A 15,162-nucleotide genomic window follows, 5' to 3' on the forward strand; every position below is an offset into this window, starting at 1 on the left:
AAATATATGAGCGGCCAGTATATCTGTATGCCGGACATCGATACAGGATGCCCGCTTAGCAGACTGTCCGATTTATTCTGGAACAAAGAGAGGCTGTCAGCGAATATGAATGAAACAGATGCTGTAACCGTTGCCCACGCACTGCGGGCATTATCCGGGTATACAGGGAAGGACTGGCTGTAGGGAAGCATGGCAACTATACGCAAAACAGAGGTTTGGCGAAGTGTGCGGGGAATGGGGACAATTTCAAAAAAAGGGAAGGGAAAGCAGGCCGTCCGGGATACACCGGGCGGCCTGCTTGCGAATTGTGTATGGCACGGGCGCAATTTCCAGCAGGGATACAAAATGCAGCATCCAGAAATGACAGATAATTACTGGACGCAGAATGGAGAAAGCTGTCTGGAAAGCTGCCGTAAACCGGAAGGTGAATAATTGTGTATACAATTGGACCAGTGATAGGAAAACGGGTAGGTTTGCGACAGCGAACAAGGTCAAATCTGTGACATCTCATGAAGTTATTAACAGCCTTGCATCCTACGGCGTGACGGAATCCTATGATCTGCCGGAGGGTGTCTATGAGCGGGAAATCCTCCCCATTGCCCCGTTGCTCCATGGTGTAAAGGAGGCCTTTGCAGATCCGGATACTGGAATGGCTCCTGCGATTATGGAAATTGACCCGAAGCAGATTGACGACTACTATTCCGTCTGTGAGAGCCGGATTGCCTCCCTGATGGGGATGGAGCAGCCGGACAGCCCAGCAGCACAGCGCAAAGCCGTAGAAATGTACCGGAATACAAAGAAGCCCTTTGAGGTTTATCCGGGCATGACTTCCGTTGTCATGGACTATCAGAACATCATGGGTTTTCTGGTGCTGCCGTCCATATTCTGGTGGCAGACAGTCTGTTCGTCTGGGAATGCACCCGTACATCCATTCAGATGATGTACTCCATTGTGACCCTGGCAGACATGAACATAGGAGGCCTTCAGTTCCTTTTTGCTGTTGCAGGACTGCTTTCGGTTCTGGCTTCCGTGAGCTTTACGCTGTTTTTTTCCGCCAGATGCAGGACCACTGTGTCATCCCTGGCATCATCGCTGGTATTCTGTATTGCTCCGGTGGTTATTTCCATGACGGCGCCTGGGGCGCTGGTTACATGGCTTTGCAGCATCCTGCCCGCCAGCGGAACGAGCATTCAGGCGAGCGTTCTCTACGCAATTACGGACTTCCAGTTTTTGAATCTGGCAGGGCTGTCCGTCTGGATGCCGTATGCCATGATTGGGGCCTGCATGATTGAGATTCCCCTGTTTGCATTCCTGGCTGTCCGCTCTTATTGCAGGCATGCGCTGAATTAAATATAGTTCATAAATTTTTGGGATGTCCGGGTATGATAAAAATTTGACCTTCTTTCAGGTGGATTTTGAAATGCCCGGACATTTCACGTCATTTAGAAAAACGTCTGCGGCAAACAGGTTGTTCCGGTGTTTTTGGAATGATAAAATTAAACTTTACAGAAAAACCGCATAAAATGAAAAATCGGCATTTTCAGAAGGGAAAATACTATGTGCAATAAAAATCTTAAAACATTAAGCTGTATGGTTCTTGTAACTGGTGCTTTATCAGGATTGACTGGGTGCAGCTGTATGCCATACAAACCAATCCGGACAGAAGAAATAACAATTACCTCAGACGTTGATGATACTACGACAGAATGCGATGCAGATGGGCAGAATCAAAAAAGGGACTTCGATGCAGAGGAACCGGATACGGGAAGGGATTCTGAAGACCTGGCAGGAGATGATACCGGTTTGGGTGAAATGGAGATTGTGAACGCAGTTGAATTTGGCAACCCAAAAGAAGTGTTGGATCATATGCCGATTGCATCAAATGTTACAGTTATCAAAACAGGAGAGGATGAGTTACAGATTGAGTTTGAATTAGAGAATGTGGGACTCTGCACTTTTGCTGCCGGTAAAGGAGAGAAATTTGTTCTGCCCGATGAAGTTTTTGTGGATTCCACCAAAATTGAATGGACGGCATCCACCGCAGACGGGGAATATCTTTTTCCTTATATGAGGGTTAATGAAACCGGGGATATGTTTATGATAGACTGGACATATAACGGATACTGCTTTGCTATCTATGGGAAATCGCCCCAGAATACGAGTGACAAAGATATGGCCGGAAAGATTGCGTTGGCAATGATATACAATTTGGGCGAAGCGGAATAATGGTGTTATGAGATTTGGAAAATTGAGACCAGAGGGAAAAATGAATCAGAAAAAATGGATCCGTATTGTGGCGGTTTATTCGATTATATATACAGCAATTACATTGTTAAGCAGCGTTTTGTATCTTTGTAACGGCGTATATGAAGACCCAAGCGGTAACTGGCACGAATTAGACAGGGTTATCATTCTCCTGATTGGGATAGCGGCATTTGAGCTATACACGAATCTGCCTGTTAAGCCATTAGCTCTCAGATATTTGATTGCATATATTCCCTCTCAGCAGTTGGCGTTTGCCTATGTCTGGTTCAGCGGATTGCGGGAACCTTTGGCGAAAACAGCGTACAGGGATATTTGGATTAACTTTACGGGTCTTTTTATGCTGTTATGTATCATCAATACTGTCATTTATGTTTTAAGAAAAAGAGAGGACAGAAGGAGAACGGTAATGAGTAAATACAACGCGTTATGGGAATATGTGCAGAAAAGCGGAAAAGAATCATTTCATCTGACCTTTGAGGAGATTCAGGAGGTTGCTGGGATACCGATTGACCACTCTTTCCTGAAATATAAGAAAGAGCTTGCAGAATATGGCTGGCAGGTCGGGAAAATATCCATGAAAGAACAGACTGTGAGTTTTCATAAGGTTGACTGACAATTTCTATGTTGTTAAGGAATGTGAGCGTAAAAAAGAAATAACAGGAGAAAGGCAAAATGGATTTATGGGAAAAATTCGGAATGAGTGAAGGGCTTGCCGAGATGTGGCAGGAACTGGGTATCAGCACGGGAACGGCAATTATTGTTTTGATTGCTTTATATTTTGTGGTTAAATGGGCGGTTAAAAATGGAATGTTGGAAGCCTATAAGAAGATAGAAGAAAAAAGAGCACGGGATAATTTGAAAGCAGATAAAACAGTTAGTGATATGAAGACTGAGCGCGAAGATATAAACGGGAAGGTTTGATGACTGTAAAGGATTGCAGGAATCTCATGGAGGCTTGTTCAATGTTAAAGAAGCTGAACGGAGTTTTAAATATACTGATCATTTCATTGATTGGAGCTTTTACAGGGCATGCAATCTATGTATGTCTGGATTACAGGACACATCCCAAGGTTTATGCTATGCAGTCGGCGCCATGGTATACAGGTATTTTGTATTATGGCATATATACGATTGCCCTTTTGATAATAGCCATTATCATAAAGCTGATTCTTTGTAGAAAGTTAAAACAGCAAAAGTAAAAAATTAGAATCGGGATTTTTTCAATGGAATGGAGGAGTAATCGAATGATTATTTTGATAACAGGAGCATCCCACACAGGTAAGACAGCACTTGCCCAAAAACTACTTGAAAAATATAAATACCCCTATTTATCCATAGACCATTTAAAAATGGGGCTTATTCGCAGTGGAAATACTACACTTACCCCTGTTAGTGATGAAAAAGAACTAACGAATTATTTGTGGCCCATTGTGTGTGAAATGATAAAAACAGCTATAGAGAATGAGCAAAATTTTATTGTGGAAGGTTGTTACATTCCTTTTGAATGGTCGAAAGATTTTGGAGCGATGTATTTGAAAAACATCAAATATTATTGCTTGGTTATGAGCAATAAATATATTACGAATCATTTTAGTGATATAAAACAATATGCAAGTATTGTGGAAAACAGAATGGAGGATGAGGGCTATACGATAGAAACAGCACTCAGAGATAATGCCAAAATATTGGAACAGTGCCAGATTTACAAGGTCAACTATATTTTTATTGATGATGAGTATCAAATTGACATTGAATTATAAACTCGTAGGGGGAACAACGGAAATGCGCACAGAGATAGAAATGATATCTTTAATAAAAGATATTGCTTTTAAGGAAGAAAATATTCGAGCAGCATATATTGAAGGCTCTCGAACAAATCCAAACGCTCCAAAGGATATTTTTCAGGATTATGATATTGTATATATTGTAACAACTACAAAACCATTTCGTGAGAATAAGGAATGGATAAAGTGTTTTGGCGAAATCTTGTATATGCATTATCCTGAAGAAAATGTTTTTTATCCATCAGATGTAGAGAATTGTTATGGTTGGCAGATACAATTTGCCGATGGAAATAGGATGGATTTACATGTATGTACCAAAGAAAATGCTCTTGCAAATCTTGAATTGTATCAAATATTAGTGGATAAAGACGGTATCGTGCCATATCCTCAAGAAACCGATGACAAAAAATATTGGGTCAAAGAACCGCAAGAAATTGAATTCCAATGTGCCTGTTCGGATTTTTGGTGGTGCTTGAATAATGTGGCGAAAGGTTTATGGCGCAATGAACTTCCTTATGCTATGGATGTGATAAATTTCGTCCTAAGACCGCATTTAAAACGCCTATTAGAATGGGAAATTGGTATAGAACATAATTTTTCTGTTAGTGCAGGTAAGTCCGGTAAATATTTCAAAAAATATTTACCGGAAGATAAGTATAGACAATTTCTTGCAACATACTCCATCGCAGAAATTGAGTCAATATGGAATTCTGTTATTGGAATGTGTGGTTTATTTCAAAGTACAGCAGTAGAATTTAGTAAAAAGCAGAATTTTTCATATGATTTTGAACAAGCAAAAAATAGCTTGAATTTTTTACAGCATGTAAGAAAACTACCAGTCAATGCAAAAGAAATATATCCATAATTTTACGTATTCCAGTTTGTGGGGAATTTGCCGAGAACGAGAAACTGGAATTTCTGCAAGATTTTCGCACTGCAAGGAGAAATTATGATGGCGAGATACACAAATAAGTTGAAACTTACGTTATGGGTTTCTGCCGTATATGTTTTATCGTTTATATGCTATGTACCTACATTGCTGGAACAGAACGGAATTATCATTCCCAATGGATTATTGTACTTAAAATACTTATATGTGTGTATTCCTGCTATGGCTGTTATTTTTCTGCTGATTTGCGAGCAGAACTTCAAGGTGTACTTTACGCAAATGTTTTCAGGGAAAATAACAATCAAATATATTTTAACAGGGGTTATATGTATGGCTGCAGGTATATTTGGTTCTTGTTGCTATTCGTTCATAGTGAAAACTGACGTATTTAAAAATACATATTCGACAGTAATATCCCTGTTAACAAGCTGTATATACCTGCTGATAACAGCGTTTGTTGAAGAAATAGCATGGAGAGGATTTCTATTGGAACGACTTCCTTTTAAGAAAATCAAAAGTGTTCTTTTTGTTGGTGCCGTTTGGGCAGTGTGGCATATGCCAATGTGGATCATCAGAAATTCATTGGGCATGGAACAAATTGTTTGCCTTTGTATATGGACATTACTTGTTTCCATTGTTTTGGGAATAACCTATTATCCATGCAGAAATATATTGTTGATCGCCATTATGCACGCAATTTTTAATATATGTTATTTAGCACCGATACAATATAACATTGTTGTGTTAGCGACCATAATTTTTTTTGCTGCTTTATTGCATAAAAAATCAGGCAAAAAATTTTTCACTTGATAACTTCCTATTTGTCAGGAAGCTGCATATGAAAAAGAAAATGGTGACGATTGGAGGGCTGTATATGGAAAGAAACATAAAATGCAAACCGAATAATTTATGCATGATAATTTTCATGCTTTGCCTGTCTGTAAGGTTTGTGGAATACTTTCTAATTGAAACAGACAAAACAGCTATTGGAGAAAATGTGCTCCATAAAGTTGTTGGGATTATCTTATTGGCGCTGGTATTAAAAAGGTAAATCTTACATGGGGTGATATCGGATTTCAAAAAACGGCTTGGTAAGCGGTATTTTGAAAGGCTTGTTATTGGGAACCGTTTGCTTTGCCGTTTCGTTTGGGTTGGAATTGGCAATTTCAGTTCTGCAAGACAATCCTGCGCATTTGGAAATCTATATCAGCAGTTTTTCTTTAACTGGCTCGCAGATCAAAAATACGGATTTTGTTTTCTTTCTGTTATGCGTACTGTTCAATGTTATCAATGTATGGATGGAGGAAGGTGTTTTTCGCGGTCTGTTTCTTAAAATGCTCTCTAAAACAAAGCCATTTATGCAGGCTAATTTTATTGCCGCGTTTCTATTTGGTATCTGGCACATTGTAATGCCGGTCAGAAGCTATGTGAATGGCGAAATGTCATTTGCGGCAATGGCCCTGATGGGGATCGGTTATATTATCCTTGCCGGAATTATGGGAATCAAATGGGGGCTTCTTTACCGCATTACGGGAAATCTGTGGGCAGGGCTTGGCGACCATTTATTTAACAATACCGTTGCGACTAATATGCTGTATGTAGTTTCGCAAAATGGTGTAGATGAATTACAGGTTGTCCGGATCATGGTTGCACAGATCATTTCCTTTACGTTTGTGATAGCGATTTATTATTGCAAGAAAAGAAACGCAAAACTCCCGTTGTGTGACAAAGGAGGTGAAGTTCAATGAACGATTTAAAAGAATTAGGGAAACTGATGAAAGAGCATCCTGTCATAATTGTTGTAACATTAGCGGCGATGGTTGTAGGCGCAATTTTTGGGGCAGTTGCGTTTTATCAGGGATGGTTAGGATGAAGGAAGCAGCAAACAGGGGAAAAGGAAAAACGCTCCTGATTTCAGCCGGCATAGAAATCATGCTGATTATCTGCATTATGGCAGCGAATCTCAATCCAACGCCCATACTATATTTTATTTTTTACAATCTCCTGTATGGGTTGGTATTCAGCCTTTTGATTCCGCTGTACTGTTTGTATAAGGAAAATGGAGCGCCAGCTTCCGGCAGAGTATTGGCAGAAGCCGGTTTCAAAAAGCTGGGCATACGGCAATGGGGTGTTTTGGCTGCCTTTGTGGTATTTTCCGTTGGAGGACAGCTTATCTCGAAGATGGCTGTCGGTGAGCAGATCTACTGGCACTTGCTACCTAGAGGAATTGTGCCGCTGATTATGACCACGTTTTTTGAGGAATTTTTATTCCGCGGATTTGTACAGAGCCGGATCGACCGGCAATTTGGGTGGGTACCGGCAATTCTGGTTTCCGGGGCAATGTTCTCCCTTTACCATTTGGGCTATCCGGGATTCCGCACTTGGGAGGACATTCTTCTGTTGTTTGTAGTAGGGGGCGGATTTGCGGCTGCATACAAGCTATCTGGTAATAACCTAATTGTATCCTTCTTTGCGAACCTACCGAATGCTTTTGTTACTTATATGCTGAAATATGAGCAATTCCCCGTTATGAGTGTCAGTTCCACCATAGCGGCGGCTGTCATACTGGTATTGATTGGGCTGATTCTTTTATTGTACCATGATTTCGTGCGCTATGGCGCACATGGAATCAGAAGTTGATACGGTGCCTTTGCGGGTCAACATTATATCGAAATGCAGATAAAGGAGTGTGAAAAATGATTCAATTAGTCAGGCCAACAGAAGCGATGAAAGAACAGGCCATAGAGTTCAGACAGGAATTTTTTGAACATGGGGAATTTGTCATCAACGGAAGTGAATTATTTGATAAAACGGATGATTACACAGAATGGTGCAAATCCATAGACGCAAACACGAAGGAAGAGACCGTTAATCCGAATTGGGTTATAACGGACACATTCTTTGCTGTCGATGATGATAGAATTGTGGGAATCATTGATTTTAGGCATACACTGAACGACTTTCTGAAGGATCTCGGCCATTGCGGCTACAGCGTCCGCCCGTCAGAAAGAAGAAAAGGCTTTGCTACGGAAATGCTGCGGCAGTTATTGGAGGCTGCCCAAAAGACCGGGATGAACGAACTGTATCTTTCTGTGGAGAGGAAGAATGAACCTTCGGTTAAAACAATCATCCGAAATGGAGGAGTCTATGAACGCAGCTTTGAAATTGATGGAGAACAGGCGGATATTTACAGGATCGCCCTGTCGGAATAGCCATACTGGTACAAGGGATACGGCAGAGCGGCAAGCTGCCTGGGGAAAGAATGATAGGATTAAAAAGAGGAAGCGTAAAGCTTATATCCCATCAGGAGGAATGGAATAAAAATGCTGAAAATGTAATTTTGGAATTGAAGCAGCTTTTCGGAAATGCCGTTGTTGACATCCAGCATGTGGGAAGCACTGCGATTTATTCCATTTATGCAAAACCAATTATTGACATTGTGATTGGCCTTCGTGATTTGAATTATGCGGGCGAAAATGTTATAATTCTCTTGTGTTTTGAGCGATAACGTGGCCTTTTCGCAATAAGGTGGCGATAAAGTGGTCACATGAGGCGACAGGCGGCTGGAACCGTGATAAAATAAGGGTTTGAAGAAGTAGTGGAGTACGTCTGCAACACCAGTATCCACCGGTTCAAATCCGGTCTGCGCCTCTCGGAGAAACGTTAAAAATCAGCGTTTCTCCGTTTTTGTATGTAAATGAATTGAGAGCGGCTTACATGGTTTCTAAAGCAGCAGAGCCTGATTTTCTAAATTTTTAAAAAGTTTACGGTCAATATTCCTATGGTACAGACAAGTATTCCTGTGGGAAGAAGTACAAGAAAAACTGCATTGCTAAACTCGTCAAATAATAGTCCATATGCCATTACTTTTTCTGTTAAATGGTTCGGGGTTCTTTGCTGTATCATCGAGAAGACAAAGATAGAAAAATACAAGCGGAGAGAAAAGCCTGGAAGTAAACTTCCAAACTTAATCTTCTTCAATCACATGAATTTCCAAATAGTCAAAATCTATGGCTTCTATAAAATTATCCTGGGTGAACCGGGTTTTATCATGTCTTTTAAAATCTGCAATTGTGGCGTCAAGCCAGAGTGGCTTGCTTAAATCAAACTGGCAGCATATCTCATCGATAGCATGGAATACCTTATGTGTCCGTGTGTCTGCGCCATCGTCACAAATAACGGTATCTCTCAGCATACGGTTGTCTTTAAAGATTTTTGCCCACAAACGAAACATGATAATCTCCTATTCCTGTCTGTGACCTGTAAATTATGGTGCAGACACAAATGATTGTTTTAACTTATTATAACAGAGGCAAATCAACTTCTCAATGTCATGAAATCTTACAATAAGGATTAAAAAAATATAAAATTTTTGTTAGATATGTACATTATTGCATAAAGTATGATAAAATATAAATAAATAATAAATTGGGGAAAACGCCTTAAAAGGTGGGCATTTTTCTTCCGGACTGAAATGATTACATAAACGAGGCGGTAAGCAAATGGAATTAAAGATAGAACGAGACAGTGACATTGAAAGCTGGATGGAGGTTACCTTAGTTTATAATTCAGCGCTTAAGCAGATTTCGACCAAGCTGGAGATACTGAATGACGAGTTTCAACATGTACACAGGTATAACCCCATTGAGCATATCAAGTCGAGAATTAAAACATCTGAAAGTATTGTAAAAAAATTGCGAAGGCATGGCTATGAATCTACGATTCAAAACATGGTTCAGTACGTGAATGATATTGCGGGCATCCGGGTAATCTGCTCTTTTACATCGGATATTTACCGGATTGCAGACATGATTAGAAATCAAAGTGATATCAGAGTAATTTCAATAAAGGACTACATCGTAAATCCTAAGCCCAGCGGCTATAAAAGCTATCACATGCTGGTGACTGTGCCGGTATATTTATCGGACAGGATTATAGATGCAAAGGTTGAGATTCAGATTCGTACTGTTGCGATGGATTTTTGGGCAAGCTTAGAGCACAAGATTCATTATAAGTTTGAGGGGAATGCTCCTGCACATATTAAAAATGAGTTGATAGACTGTGCAAGAATGGTAGCCGAGCTTGACGCAAAGATGCTTTCTCTCAATGAGGAAGTACGCAATATTGATCAAAGAAAAGATTGAAAACAGCCCGGAGTTTTTCGGGCTGTTTTTGCAGATATGTGCCTACAAGCAGCGAGCCAAGTAGACGCGCGTATGAAGATGCGAAGCATCTTGTAGATATTTGGTTACTGCCGCGAGGATCAATATCCCGCTGCTTGGCAGCGTGTGCTTGGCAGCGCTGCAAGCTTGATGTCCCGTTGCTTGCAGCGGGGTTGCTGACTGTAAGGCGGCAGTTCGTAGATAGCCATAAAATGAGGAGTGCCCAGACACATTTCTGCGCCTGGGCTATTATGAAAAAATTTATCTATTTGTGCTTTTAGGTGAAAATGTATTTATTTGTTTAATATGTTTATAGTATACAATGCAATTATGAACAAACTATGAACTAGAAATGAAATTATCGTTAATTTTTACAATGCTGCAAATGAAATAGAAAACAAATTATACAAAATATACAAAAAAGTAATAGGAATGATTACTGTGAAAAATAAATTCTTCACAGACAAATTTGTGCTGATGCCCCAATTTGCAGGAACTGGCAGCATGGGGGATTTACATGAAAATGTAATAAAATAAGGAATTGACTTTATTGTAAAAATGAAATAAACATGATAAGATACAAAAGGAAGATGCGATAATGATACTTGATAAACCCCAGATGTTATCATTTGTGACAAATGGATTTACATACCATCGGAGGAAAAGTAATGGACAATTTTATGGATAAGGTCACACAAAAATTAAATTCTCAGGAAATTATCAAGGCGAATGCTGCGGCCGATGCAGCGGCCCTTGAAAATCTGGAAAAACAGCTGTCTCTGTTTAAAGAGCAGATGGAGAAATATGATGCCTGTCTTCAGGAGATGCGGAAGCTTAATTTAAAAAATATTGAAAGTGCCCAGGGCGTGCATGAGCTTGCAAAGAAAGCAAATGATACACTTGACCACGCAGCAGGTGAAGTGGAGGCGGTATCCGTATCGAAAATTAAGGAAACCTCCGAAATTTCGATAGCAAGTATTAATCAGCTTTTGGATGAGAGTCTTGCCAAAATTTCCGAGATTAAGGAAAACTCAGAGGCTTTAGAAAAGGCCAGCGCAGACATGAATGAAAGTATGAGCGGCCTGCAGGAAAAGCTAGAGGGAAGATTTACCAATATGGAAGACTATATGCACACAGATAATGTGAAGGTCTACCGCAATGTGCAGGCTGCTATGATTGAGGAGCTGAAAAAGCAGACAACAGAGCTTAAGGAAGAACAGATAAAGGCAAGCGAAAACAGTAAGGTAATGCTGCCGTTTATGATTATCACAATGGCGGTGACCATTGCTAATTTAGCGGTGACAATTGCTTCTGTTTTGGGATTCTTTTAGAAGTTTGATTTGAAAGTAAGGGAGTTTAGGATGGGAAAGCAGAGTTGGAAACCGGGCAATATGCTGTACCCTTTGCCGGCGGTGTTAGTTACGGTTGCTGATTGCAAAGGAAAAACAAATATTTTTACGGTGGCATGGGCTGGCACGGTGTGCAGCGATCCGCCTATGGTATCCATATCCGTGCGCCCGGAGCGTTACTCACATCAAATGATAGAGGAAACGGGAGAATTTGTAATCAACTTAACCACACGAAAGCTGGCGTTCGCCACAGACTATTGTGGAGTTAAGAGCGGAAGATATACCGATAAAATAAAAGATATGCATTTAACGCTTATTCCGGGAGAAAAGGTTAGGGCGCCGTTGCTTGAGGAAAGTCCGGTCAATATCGAATGCAGGGTAAAGCAAACGCTACGTCTTGGGACACATGATATGTATGTGGCAAGGGTTGAAGCAGTCCATGCGGAGGAAGCTTATATGGATGAAAGGGGACGTTTTATGCTGGATAAGACAGAGCCGATTGCTTATTCGCACGGAAGTTATTTCACATTAGGCCGGAAAGTGGGAACATTTGGTTACAGCATAAAAAAGCGTTCTTAATCATGCGTTAAGGGGATTTAGGCTTTTTCGGTGTTTGATTTAAAAAACTGCCCCGCACAACGGCTGAATCGCCATATTTTTGCCGGATGCTGTCAAGGGTTTTGTCAAGAACAGCCAGTTTTTCTTTGGAAGGAGAGATGGGGCTGTTTTTTATTGCCGATTTTGTTTCAGGATATGGCGATAAAGCATAATCCCCCGGAAGATCGAATAAAGAAAGCTGGGTAGGCTCGGCTAAATCCGAAAGCTTGGAAGTGCGCACGCCAAGCAGGCGAATTGGAGCGCTATTCCACAATTCGTTAAAAAGCTGGCAGGCAGTATCATAAATAATTTGCGAGGTATTTGTGGAGGAGGACAGGCTCTTTTGGTGTGAAACATTCTGGAAATTGCTGTATTTAATTTCCACACTTACCATGCCGGCAAGCTGACCGGCTTTCCGCAGCCGTCCTGCTACGCTATCCGAAAGGGACAAAAGATAGCGGTGAGCCTCCTCTTTGTTCACCACATCCTTAGGCAGCGTGATGGAGTTGCCTACCCCTTTTGCTTCTGCAGGGGTTGATATAACGTCAGAATCATCAATGCCATTGGCATATTTCCATAGAAGGATGCCATGACTTTTCAGGTGGGCGGCAATAATTTCCTTATTGGCCTTAGCAAGGTCGCCAATTGTTTTGATTTCCAGTTTTTCAAGGGACTGTGTGCTGGACGTACCACACATATATAAGGAAGAAACAGAAAGGGGCCACATTTTTTCCTGAATCTGCCAGGAGTACAGGGTGTGGACTTTATTTGGCTTTTGAAAATCAGAAGCCATTTTGGCTAGTACTTTTTTATCTGAAATCCCAATGTTTACCGTGAAACCAAAGCGGTCCTTTATTTGGTTTTTGAGGGAATGCGCGGCGGCCTCGGGAGAGGGATATTGGTCTTTTACGGGAGTAAAATCTATAAAGCATTCATCTACGCTAAGCTGTTCAAGCTCAGGGCAGAAGTCAAAAAGAAATTTTATAAGCGACTGACTTTTTTGATGATAAAGGGTGTGGTCGGGGGATTCAATGACCAGAGAGGGGCATTTGCGCAGGGCATTGACAATCGGCTCGCCTGTGGTGATACCATACTTTTTGGCAGGTATGGACTTGGCAAGAACAACCCCGTGACGCTTTTCCATATCGCCGCCTATAATGGCAGGAATCTGGCGAAGGTCAGTGTCGCTGCCATTTGCAAGCAGCTGTAGGGCGCTCCAACTTAAATAGGCTGAATTTACATCTATATGAAATATAATTCTCTCCATAGTAACCCTCCATGCTTTCAACATCTGCAAATTTGGGCGTTGGCACAAATTTGTCTGTGAAAAATTTTTAATAGGAATCATAAGTCTATTTTATCAGAAGAAATGGAAATAACATACCCTTTACAACCAAAATGATAGCTGTTAGAATAAATCTGTTATAAAAGCCGGGTAACGAAAGTGATTGCCTGTAAATTTTATATAAGAATATTACAAAACAGAATAAATATGGAGTTCCGTACAGATGAAATATATTACAAGTCATTATAAAAAAATAAACATCAGAAATCTTAAAGTTGCTGTACTGGCAATAATTGTCAGTATATTTTTTCTGCCTTCATTTGTACCCTTTGAAAAATTGGGTAATAATATGTTTACAGTGATTTTGAACAGCAGAGAGGTAGGCGTGGTTTCCAGCTCGGAGGAAGCAGAAGAATATTTAGTTGCTGCAAGGCGAAAGCTGGCCCAGTCAAGCGAGGAATTGGTTCTTGTAGAAAGCGAGCTGGAAACAGTAGGAAGTGAAGTGCTTTGGGGAAAAGTGGATGCGCCTCATGTTATTATGGAAGCAATGGCACAAGTCCTTGAAGAAGACGTAAAGGACACCTTGTACAGAGCTTATGTTGTCAAAATCAACGAATATATGGTAAATCTTTCAAGCAAGGGTGATGTGGTGATGCTTTTGCAGGCTGCACTTAATAAATATGGTGGTGAGGGCATGTATCAGGCGGAGGTACATCTTGACCCGTCCAGGGAGCTGTCTGTTTTGACAGCGGAAATCAAATCCCAGGAGGATGCAGCTCAGGAAGCCCAGGAAACGGTAAAGCTGGAGGCTGGCATTCATGCGGAGCTGACTGAGGCTTTTGCGGAGGTAGAACCGATTGCGGAAAAGGATTTTGAAGATTATGACCTAGGCATCATTTCCATGGAATATGGGGATGATGTGGAGGTAGTTGAAGCCTATTTGCGGGAAGAAGACCTGACTGAATTAAATACTGCGATTGAGGAAGTGACACAGGATGAGGAAATGAGTGATGTGTATGAGATTGTATCAGGTGACACTCTTTCCGAAATTGCAATTAAAACAAACATTCCTATGGACAAGCTGATTGAAATGAATGATTCCTTAGAGGATGAAAATTCCATGATCAGAGTGGGAGATGAGCTGGTTATCACGATACCGGAGCCGAAGCTTGCAGTTATGCGACAGGAGGAAATGTATTACGAGGAGGACTATGAGGAAGAGGTTATCTATGTAGACAACGATGATTGGTATACCACAGAGAGGAAAACCTTGCAGGAGCCTTCTGCCGGTCACCGAAAGGTTGTTGCAATCGTGACATTTGAAAATGATAAAAAGATTGCTCAGGAGATTATAAAGGAGGAGGTTACTTACAAAGCTGTTCCTAAAATTGTGGAGCGTGGAACCAAGATACCTCCTACTTATATTAAGCCCATTTCAGGGGGAAGACTGACTTCTGGTTTTGGCCGTAGAAGCCGGCCTACAAAGGGAGCTAGTACCTACCATAAAGGCATTGACTGGGCAACGCCTACGGGAACAGCGGTGGTTGCATCCTGCGGCGGCACAGTTGCAAAAGCCGGATGGGGCAGCGGATATGGGTATGTTGTCTATATCAACCATCCTGATGGAAGACAGACCAGGTATGGGCATTTGAGCAAGGTACTGGTATCTGCCGGTCAGACAGTTTCTCAGGGACAGAGAATAGCTCTTAGCGGAAATACGGGTGTCAGTACGGGGCCTCATGTGCATTTTGAGATACTGATTAACGGCTCACAGGTGAACCCATTGCAATACCTGAACTGATGTTTTATGTTTACAAATGGTCACAATATG

General features: G+C 41.2%; 22 protein-coding genes and 2 pseudogenes. 22 read left to right on the forward strand and 2 right to left on the reverse strand.

The genetic code is table 11. The annotated features are described in order from the left end of the window. From D5281_RS17410 to D5281_RS17485, 18 genes and pseudogenes are all read left to right on the forward strand, one after another. Window positions 1–183: pseudogene (locus D5281_RS17410) on the forward strand (hypothetical protein); the annotation flags it as partial. A 6-nt stretch (window positions 184–189) separates the two neighbouring features. Beyond that, on the forward strand, window positions 190–432 hold the full coding sequence (locus D5281_RS17415; protein WP_160561376.1) for a hypothetical protein: 243 nt from the start codon (window positions 190–192) through the stop codon (window positions 430–432). Between the two features lie 67 nt (window positions 433–499). Then, window positions 500–940 (forward strand): PhoU domain-containing protein, encoded by a 441-nt coding sequence (locus D5281_RS17420; RefSeq protein ID WP_160561377.1) that lies wholly within the window; start codon window positions 500–502, stop codon window positions 938–940. Between the two features lie 11 nt (window positions 941–951). Then, window positions 952–1,350, forward strand: a complete 399-nt coding sequence (locus tag D5281_RS17425) for a hypothetical protein (protein ID WP_160561378.1) — start codon at window positions 952–954, stop codon at window positions 1,348–1,350. 288 nt (window positions 1,351–1,638) lie between these two features. Next, on the forward strand, window positions 1,639–2,226 hold the full coding sequence (locus D5281_RS17430; protein ID WP_160561379.1) for a hypothetical protein: 588 nt from the start codon (window positions 1,639–1,641) through the stop codon (window positions 2,224–2,226). A gap of 40 nt (window positions 2,227–2,266) precedes the next feature. Then, window positions 2,267–2,593, forward strand: a pseudogene (locus tag D5281_RS26985) (DUF6608 family protein); the annotation flags it as partial. Window positions 2,594–2,671: 78 nt separating this feature from the next. Further along, a complete protein-coding gene (locus tag D5281_RS26990; RefSeq protein WP_160561406.1) occupies window positions 2,672–2,878 on the forward strand; it encodes a hypothetical protein in 207 nt (68 codons plus the stop codon). Between the two features lie 59 nt (window positions 2,879–2,937). Further along, window positions 2,938–3,186 carry a DUF6019 family protein gene (locus D5281_RS17445; RefSeq protein ID WP_277935436.1) on the forward strand — a complete coding sequence of 83 codons (249 nt, stop codon included), beginning with the start codon at window positions 2,938–2,940 and terminating at the stop codon, window positions 3,184–3,186. A 41-nt stretch (window positions 3,187–3,227) separates the two neighbouring features. Continuing rightward, window positions 3,228–3,464, forward strand: coding sequence for a hypothetical protein (locus D5281_RS17450; RefSeq protein ID WP_160561380.1), 237 nt, complete (start codon window positions 3,228–3,230; stop codon window positions 3,462–3,464). A 45-nt stretch (window positions 3,465–3,509) separates the two neighbouring features. Further along, the gene (locus D5281_RS17455) at window positions 3,510–4,025 is read left to right on the forward strand and encodes an adenylate kinase (RefSeq protein ID WP_160561381.1); all 516 of its coding nucleotides are present in this window, start codon (window positions 3,510–3,512) and stop codon (window positions 4,023–4,025) included. Between the two features lie 22 nt (window positions 4,026–4,047). After that, a complete protein-coding gene (locus D5281_RS17460) occupies window positions 4,048–4,914 on the forward strand; it encodes an aminoglycoside 6-adenylyltransferase (RefSeq protein ID WP_160561382.1) in 867 nt (288 codons plus the stop codon). An 84-nt stretch (window positions 4,915–4,998) separates the two neighbouring features. Then, window positions 4,999–5,748: a CPBP family intramembrane glutamic endopeptidase gene (locus D5281_RS17465; protein ID WP_277935437.1), complete on the forward strand. Its 750-nt coding sequence runs from the start codon at window positions 4,999–5,001 to the stop codon at window positions 5,746–5,748. A gap of 28 nt (window positions 5,749–5,776) precedes the next feature. After that, entirely contained in the window at window positions 5,777–5,989 is a 213-nt protein-coding gene (locus tag D5281_RS25860; RefSeq protein WP_277935438.1) for a hypothetical protein, read from the forward strand. A gap of 52 nt (window positions 5,990–6,041) precedes the next feature. Next, a complete protein-coding gene (locus D5281_RS25865; RefSeq protein ID WP_277935439.1) occupies window positions 6,042–6,686 on the forward strand; it encodes a CPBP family intramembrane glutamic endopeptidase in 645 nt (214 codons plus the stop codon). Continuing rightward, the gene (locus D5281_RS25870) at window positions 6,683–6,811 is read left to right on the forward strand and encodes a hypothetical protein (protein WP_276949533.1); all 129 of its coding nucleotides are present in this window, start codon (window positions 6,683–6,685) and stop codon (window positions 6,809–6,811) included. The genes D5281_RS25865 and D5281_RS25870 overlap by 4 nt, the downstream gene beginning before the upstream one ends. Beyond that, entirely contained in the window at window positions 6,808–7,578 is a 771-nt protein-coding gene (locus tag D5281_RS17475; RefSeq protein ID WP_160561383.1) for a CPBP family intramembrane glutamic endopeptidase, read from the forward strand. The genes D5281_RS25870 and D5281_RS17475 overlap by 4 nt, the downstream gene beginning before the upstream one ends. 56 nt (window positions 7,579–7,634) lie before the next feature. Beyond that, window positions 7,635–8,150 carry a GNAT family N-acetyltransferase gene (locus D5281_RS17480; protein ID WP_160561384.1) on the forward strand — a complete coding sequence of 172 codons (516 nt, stop codon included), beginning with the start codon at window positions 7,635–7,637 and terminating at the stop codon, window positions 8,148–8,150. A 50-nt stretch (window positions 8,151–8,200) separates the two neighbouring features. After that, window positions 8,201–8,446, forward strand: a complete 246-nt coding sequence (locus tag D5281_RS17485; RefSeq protein WP_277935440.1) for a GrpB family protein — start codon at window positions 8,201–8,203, stop codon at window positions 8,444–8,446. Between the two features lie 459 nt (window positions 8,447–8,905). Here the strand turns inward: D5281_RS17485 and D5281_RS17490 are convergent, their stop codons facing one another. Further along, window positions 8,906–9,172 carry a hypothetical protein gene (locus D5281_RS17490; protein ID WP_160561385.1) on the reverse strand — a complete coding sequence of 89 codons (267 nt, stop codon included), beginning with the start codon at window positions 9,170–9,172 and terminating at the stop codon, window positions 8,906–8,908. Window positions 9,173–9,440: 268 nt separating this feature from the next. Here D5281_RS17490 and D5281_RS17495 point away from each other — a divergent pair, with 268 nt between their 5' ends. The 3 genes from D5281_RS17495 (at window position 9,441) to D5281_RS17505 (ending at window position 12,028) form a co-directional block, all read left to right on the forward strand. Continuing rightward, the gene (locus tag D5281_RS17495; RefSeq protein WP_160561386.1) at window positions 9,441–10,082 is read left to right on the forward strand and encodes a GTP pyrophosphokinase; all 642 of its coding nucleotides are present in this window, start codon (window positions 9,441–9,443) and stop codon (window positions 10,080–10,082) included. Window positions 10,083–10,768: 686 nt separating this feature from the next. After that, window positions 10,769–11,431, forward strand: coding sequence for a hypothetical protein (locus tag D5281_RS17500; RefSeq protein WP_160561387.1), 663 nt, complete (start codon window positions 10,769–10,771; stop codon window positions 11,429–11,431). Between the two features lie 30 nt (window positions 11,432–11,461). Then, a complete protein-coding gene (locus tag D5281_RS17505) occupies window positions 11,462–12,028 on the forward strand; it encodes a flavin reductase family protein (protein ID WP_160561388.1) in 567 nt (188 codons plus the stop codon). Window positions 12,029–12,035: 7 nt separating this feature from the next. On the opposite strand, the gene D5281_RS17510 is transcribed toward D5281_RS17505, so the two are convergent. Next, window positions 12,036–13,313 carry a DNA polymerase Y family protein gene (locus D5281_RS17510; protein WP_160561389.1) on the reverse strand — a complete coding sequence of 426 codons (1,278 nt, stop codon included), beginning with the start codon at window positions 13,311–13,313 and terminating at the stop codon, window positions 12,036–12,038. A 241-nt stretch (window positions 13,314–13,554) separates the two neighbouring features. Here D5281_RS17510 and D5281_RS17515 point away from each other — a divergent pair, with 241 nt between their 5' ends. Further along, window positions 13,555–15,132, forward strand: coding sequence for a peptidoglycan DD-metalloendopeptidase family protein (locus tag D5281_RS17515; RefSeq protein ID WP_160561390.1), 1,578 nt, complete (start codon window positions 13,555–13,557; stop codon window positions 15,130–15,132). The last annotated feature ends 30 nt before the right edge of the window (window positions 15,133–15,162 follow it).

This window comes from Parablautia muri (genome assembly GCF_009917485.1).
GTDB classification, from domain to species: Bacteria; Bacillota; Clostridia; order Lachnospirales; family Lachnospiraceae; genus Suilimivivens; species Suilimivivens muri.

What these genes read in the sequence shown, in the direction of transcription:
- D5281_RS17505 (WP_160561388.1), top strand. Translation starts at nt 11,462, where the DNA reads ATGGGAAAGCAGAGTTGGAAACCGGGCAATATGCTGTACCCTTTGCCG.
- D5281_RS17460 (WP_160561382.1), top strand. Translation starts at nt 4,048, where the DNA reads ATGCGCACAGAGATAGAAATGATATCTTTAATAAAAGATATTGCTTTT.
- D5281_RS25870 (WP_276949533.1), top strand. Translation starts at nt 6,683, where the DNA reads ATGAACGATTTAAAAGAATTAGGGAAACTGATGAAAGAGCATCCTGTC.
- D5281_RS17455 (WP_160561381.1), top strand. Translation starts at nt 3,510, where the DNA reads ATGATTATTTTGATAACAGGAGCATCCCACACAGGTAAGACAGCACTT.
- D5281_RS17510 (WP_160561389.1), bottom strand. Translation starts at nt 13,313, where the DNA reads ATGGAGAGAATTATATTTCATATAGATGTAAATTCAGCCTATTTAAGT.
- D5281_RS17490 (WP_160561385.1), bottom strand. Translation starts at nt 9,172, where the DNA reads ATGTTTCGTTTGTGGGCAAAAATCTTTAAAGACAACCGTATGCTGAGA.
- D5281_RS17415 (WP_160561376.1), top strand. Translation starts at nt 190, where the DNA reads ATGGCAACTATACGCAAAACAGAGGTTTGGCGAAGTGTGCGGGGAATG.
- D5281_RS17475 (WP_160561383.1), top strand. Translation starts at nt 6,808, where the DNA reads ATGAAGGAAGCAGCAAACAGGGGAAAAGGAAAAACGCTCCTGATTTCA.
- D5281_RS17465 (WP_277935437.1), top strand. Translation starts at nt 4,999, where the DNA reads ATGATGGCGAGATACACAAATAAGTTGAAACTTACGTTATGGGTTTCT.
- D5281_RS17500 (WP_160561387.1), top strand. Translation starts at nt 10,769, where the DNA reads ATGGACAATTTTATGGATAAGGTCACACAAAAATTAAATTCTCAGGAA.
- D5281_RS25860 (WP_277935438.1), top strand. Translation starts at nt 5,777, where the DNA reads ATGAAAAAGAAAATGGTGACGATTGGAGGGCTGTATATGGAAAGAAAC.
- D5281_RS17485 (WP_277935440.1), top strand. Translation starts at nt 8,201, where the DNA reads ATGATAGGATTAAAAAGAGGAAGCGTAAAGCTTATATCCCATCAGGAG.
- D5281_RS26990 (WP_160561406.1), top strand. Translation starts at nt 2,672, where the DNA reads ATGAGTAAATACAACGCGTTATGGGAATATGTGCAGAAAAGCGGAAAA.
- D5281_RS17495 (WP_160561386.1), top strand. Translation starts at nt 9,441, where the DNA reads ATGGAATTAAAGATAGAACGAGACAGTGACATTGAAAGCTGGATGGAG.
- D5281_RS17430 (WP_160561379.1), top strand. Translation starts at nt 1,639, where the DNA reads ATGCCATACAAACCAATCCGGACAGAAGAAATAACAATTACCTCAGAC.
- D5281_RS17515 (WP_160561390.1), top strand. Translation starts at nt 13,555, where the DNA reads ATGAAATATATTACAAGTCATTATAAAAAAATAAACATCAGAAATCTT.
- D5281_RS17480 (WP_160561384.1), top strand. Translation starts at nt 7,635, where the DNA reads ATGATTCAATTAGTCAGGCCAACAGAAGCGATGAAAGAACAGGCCATA.
- D5281_RS17445 (WP_277935436.1), top strand. Translation starts at nt 2,938, where the DNA reads ATGGATTTATGGGAAAAATTCGGAATGAGTGAAGGGCTTGCCGAGATG.
- D5281_RS17450 (WP_160561380.1), top strand. Translation starts at nt 3,228, where the DNA reads ATGTTAAAGAAGCTGAACGGAGTTTTAAATATACTGATCATTTCATTG.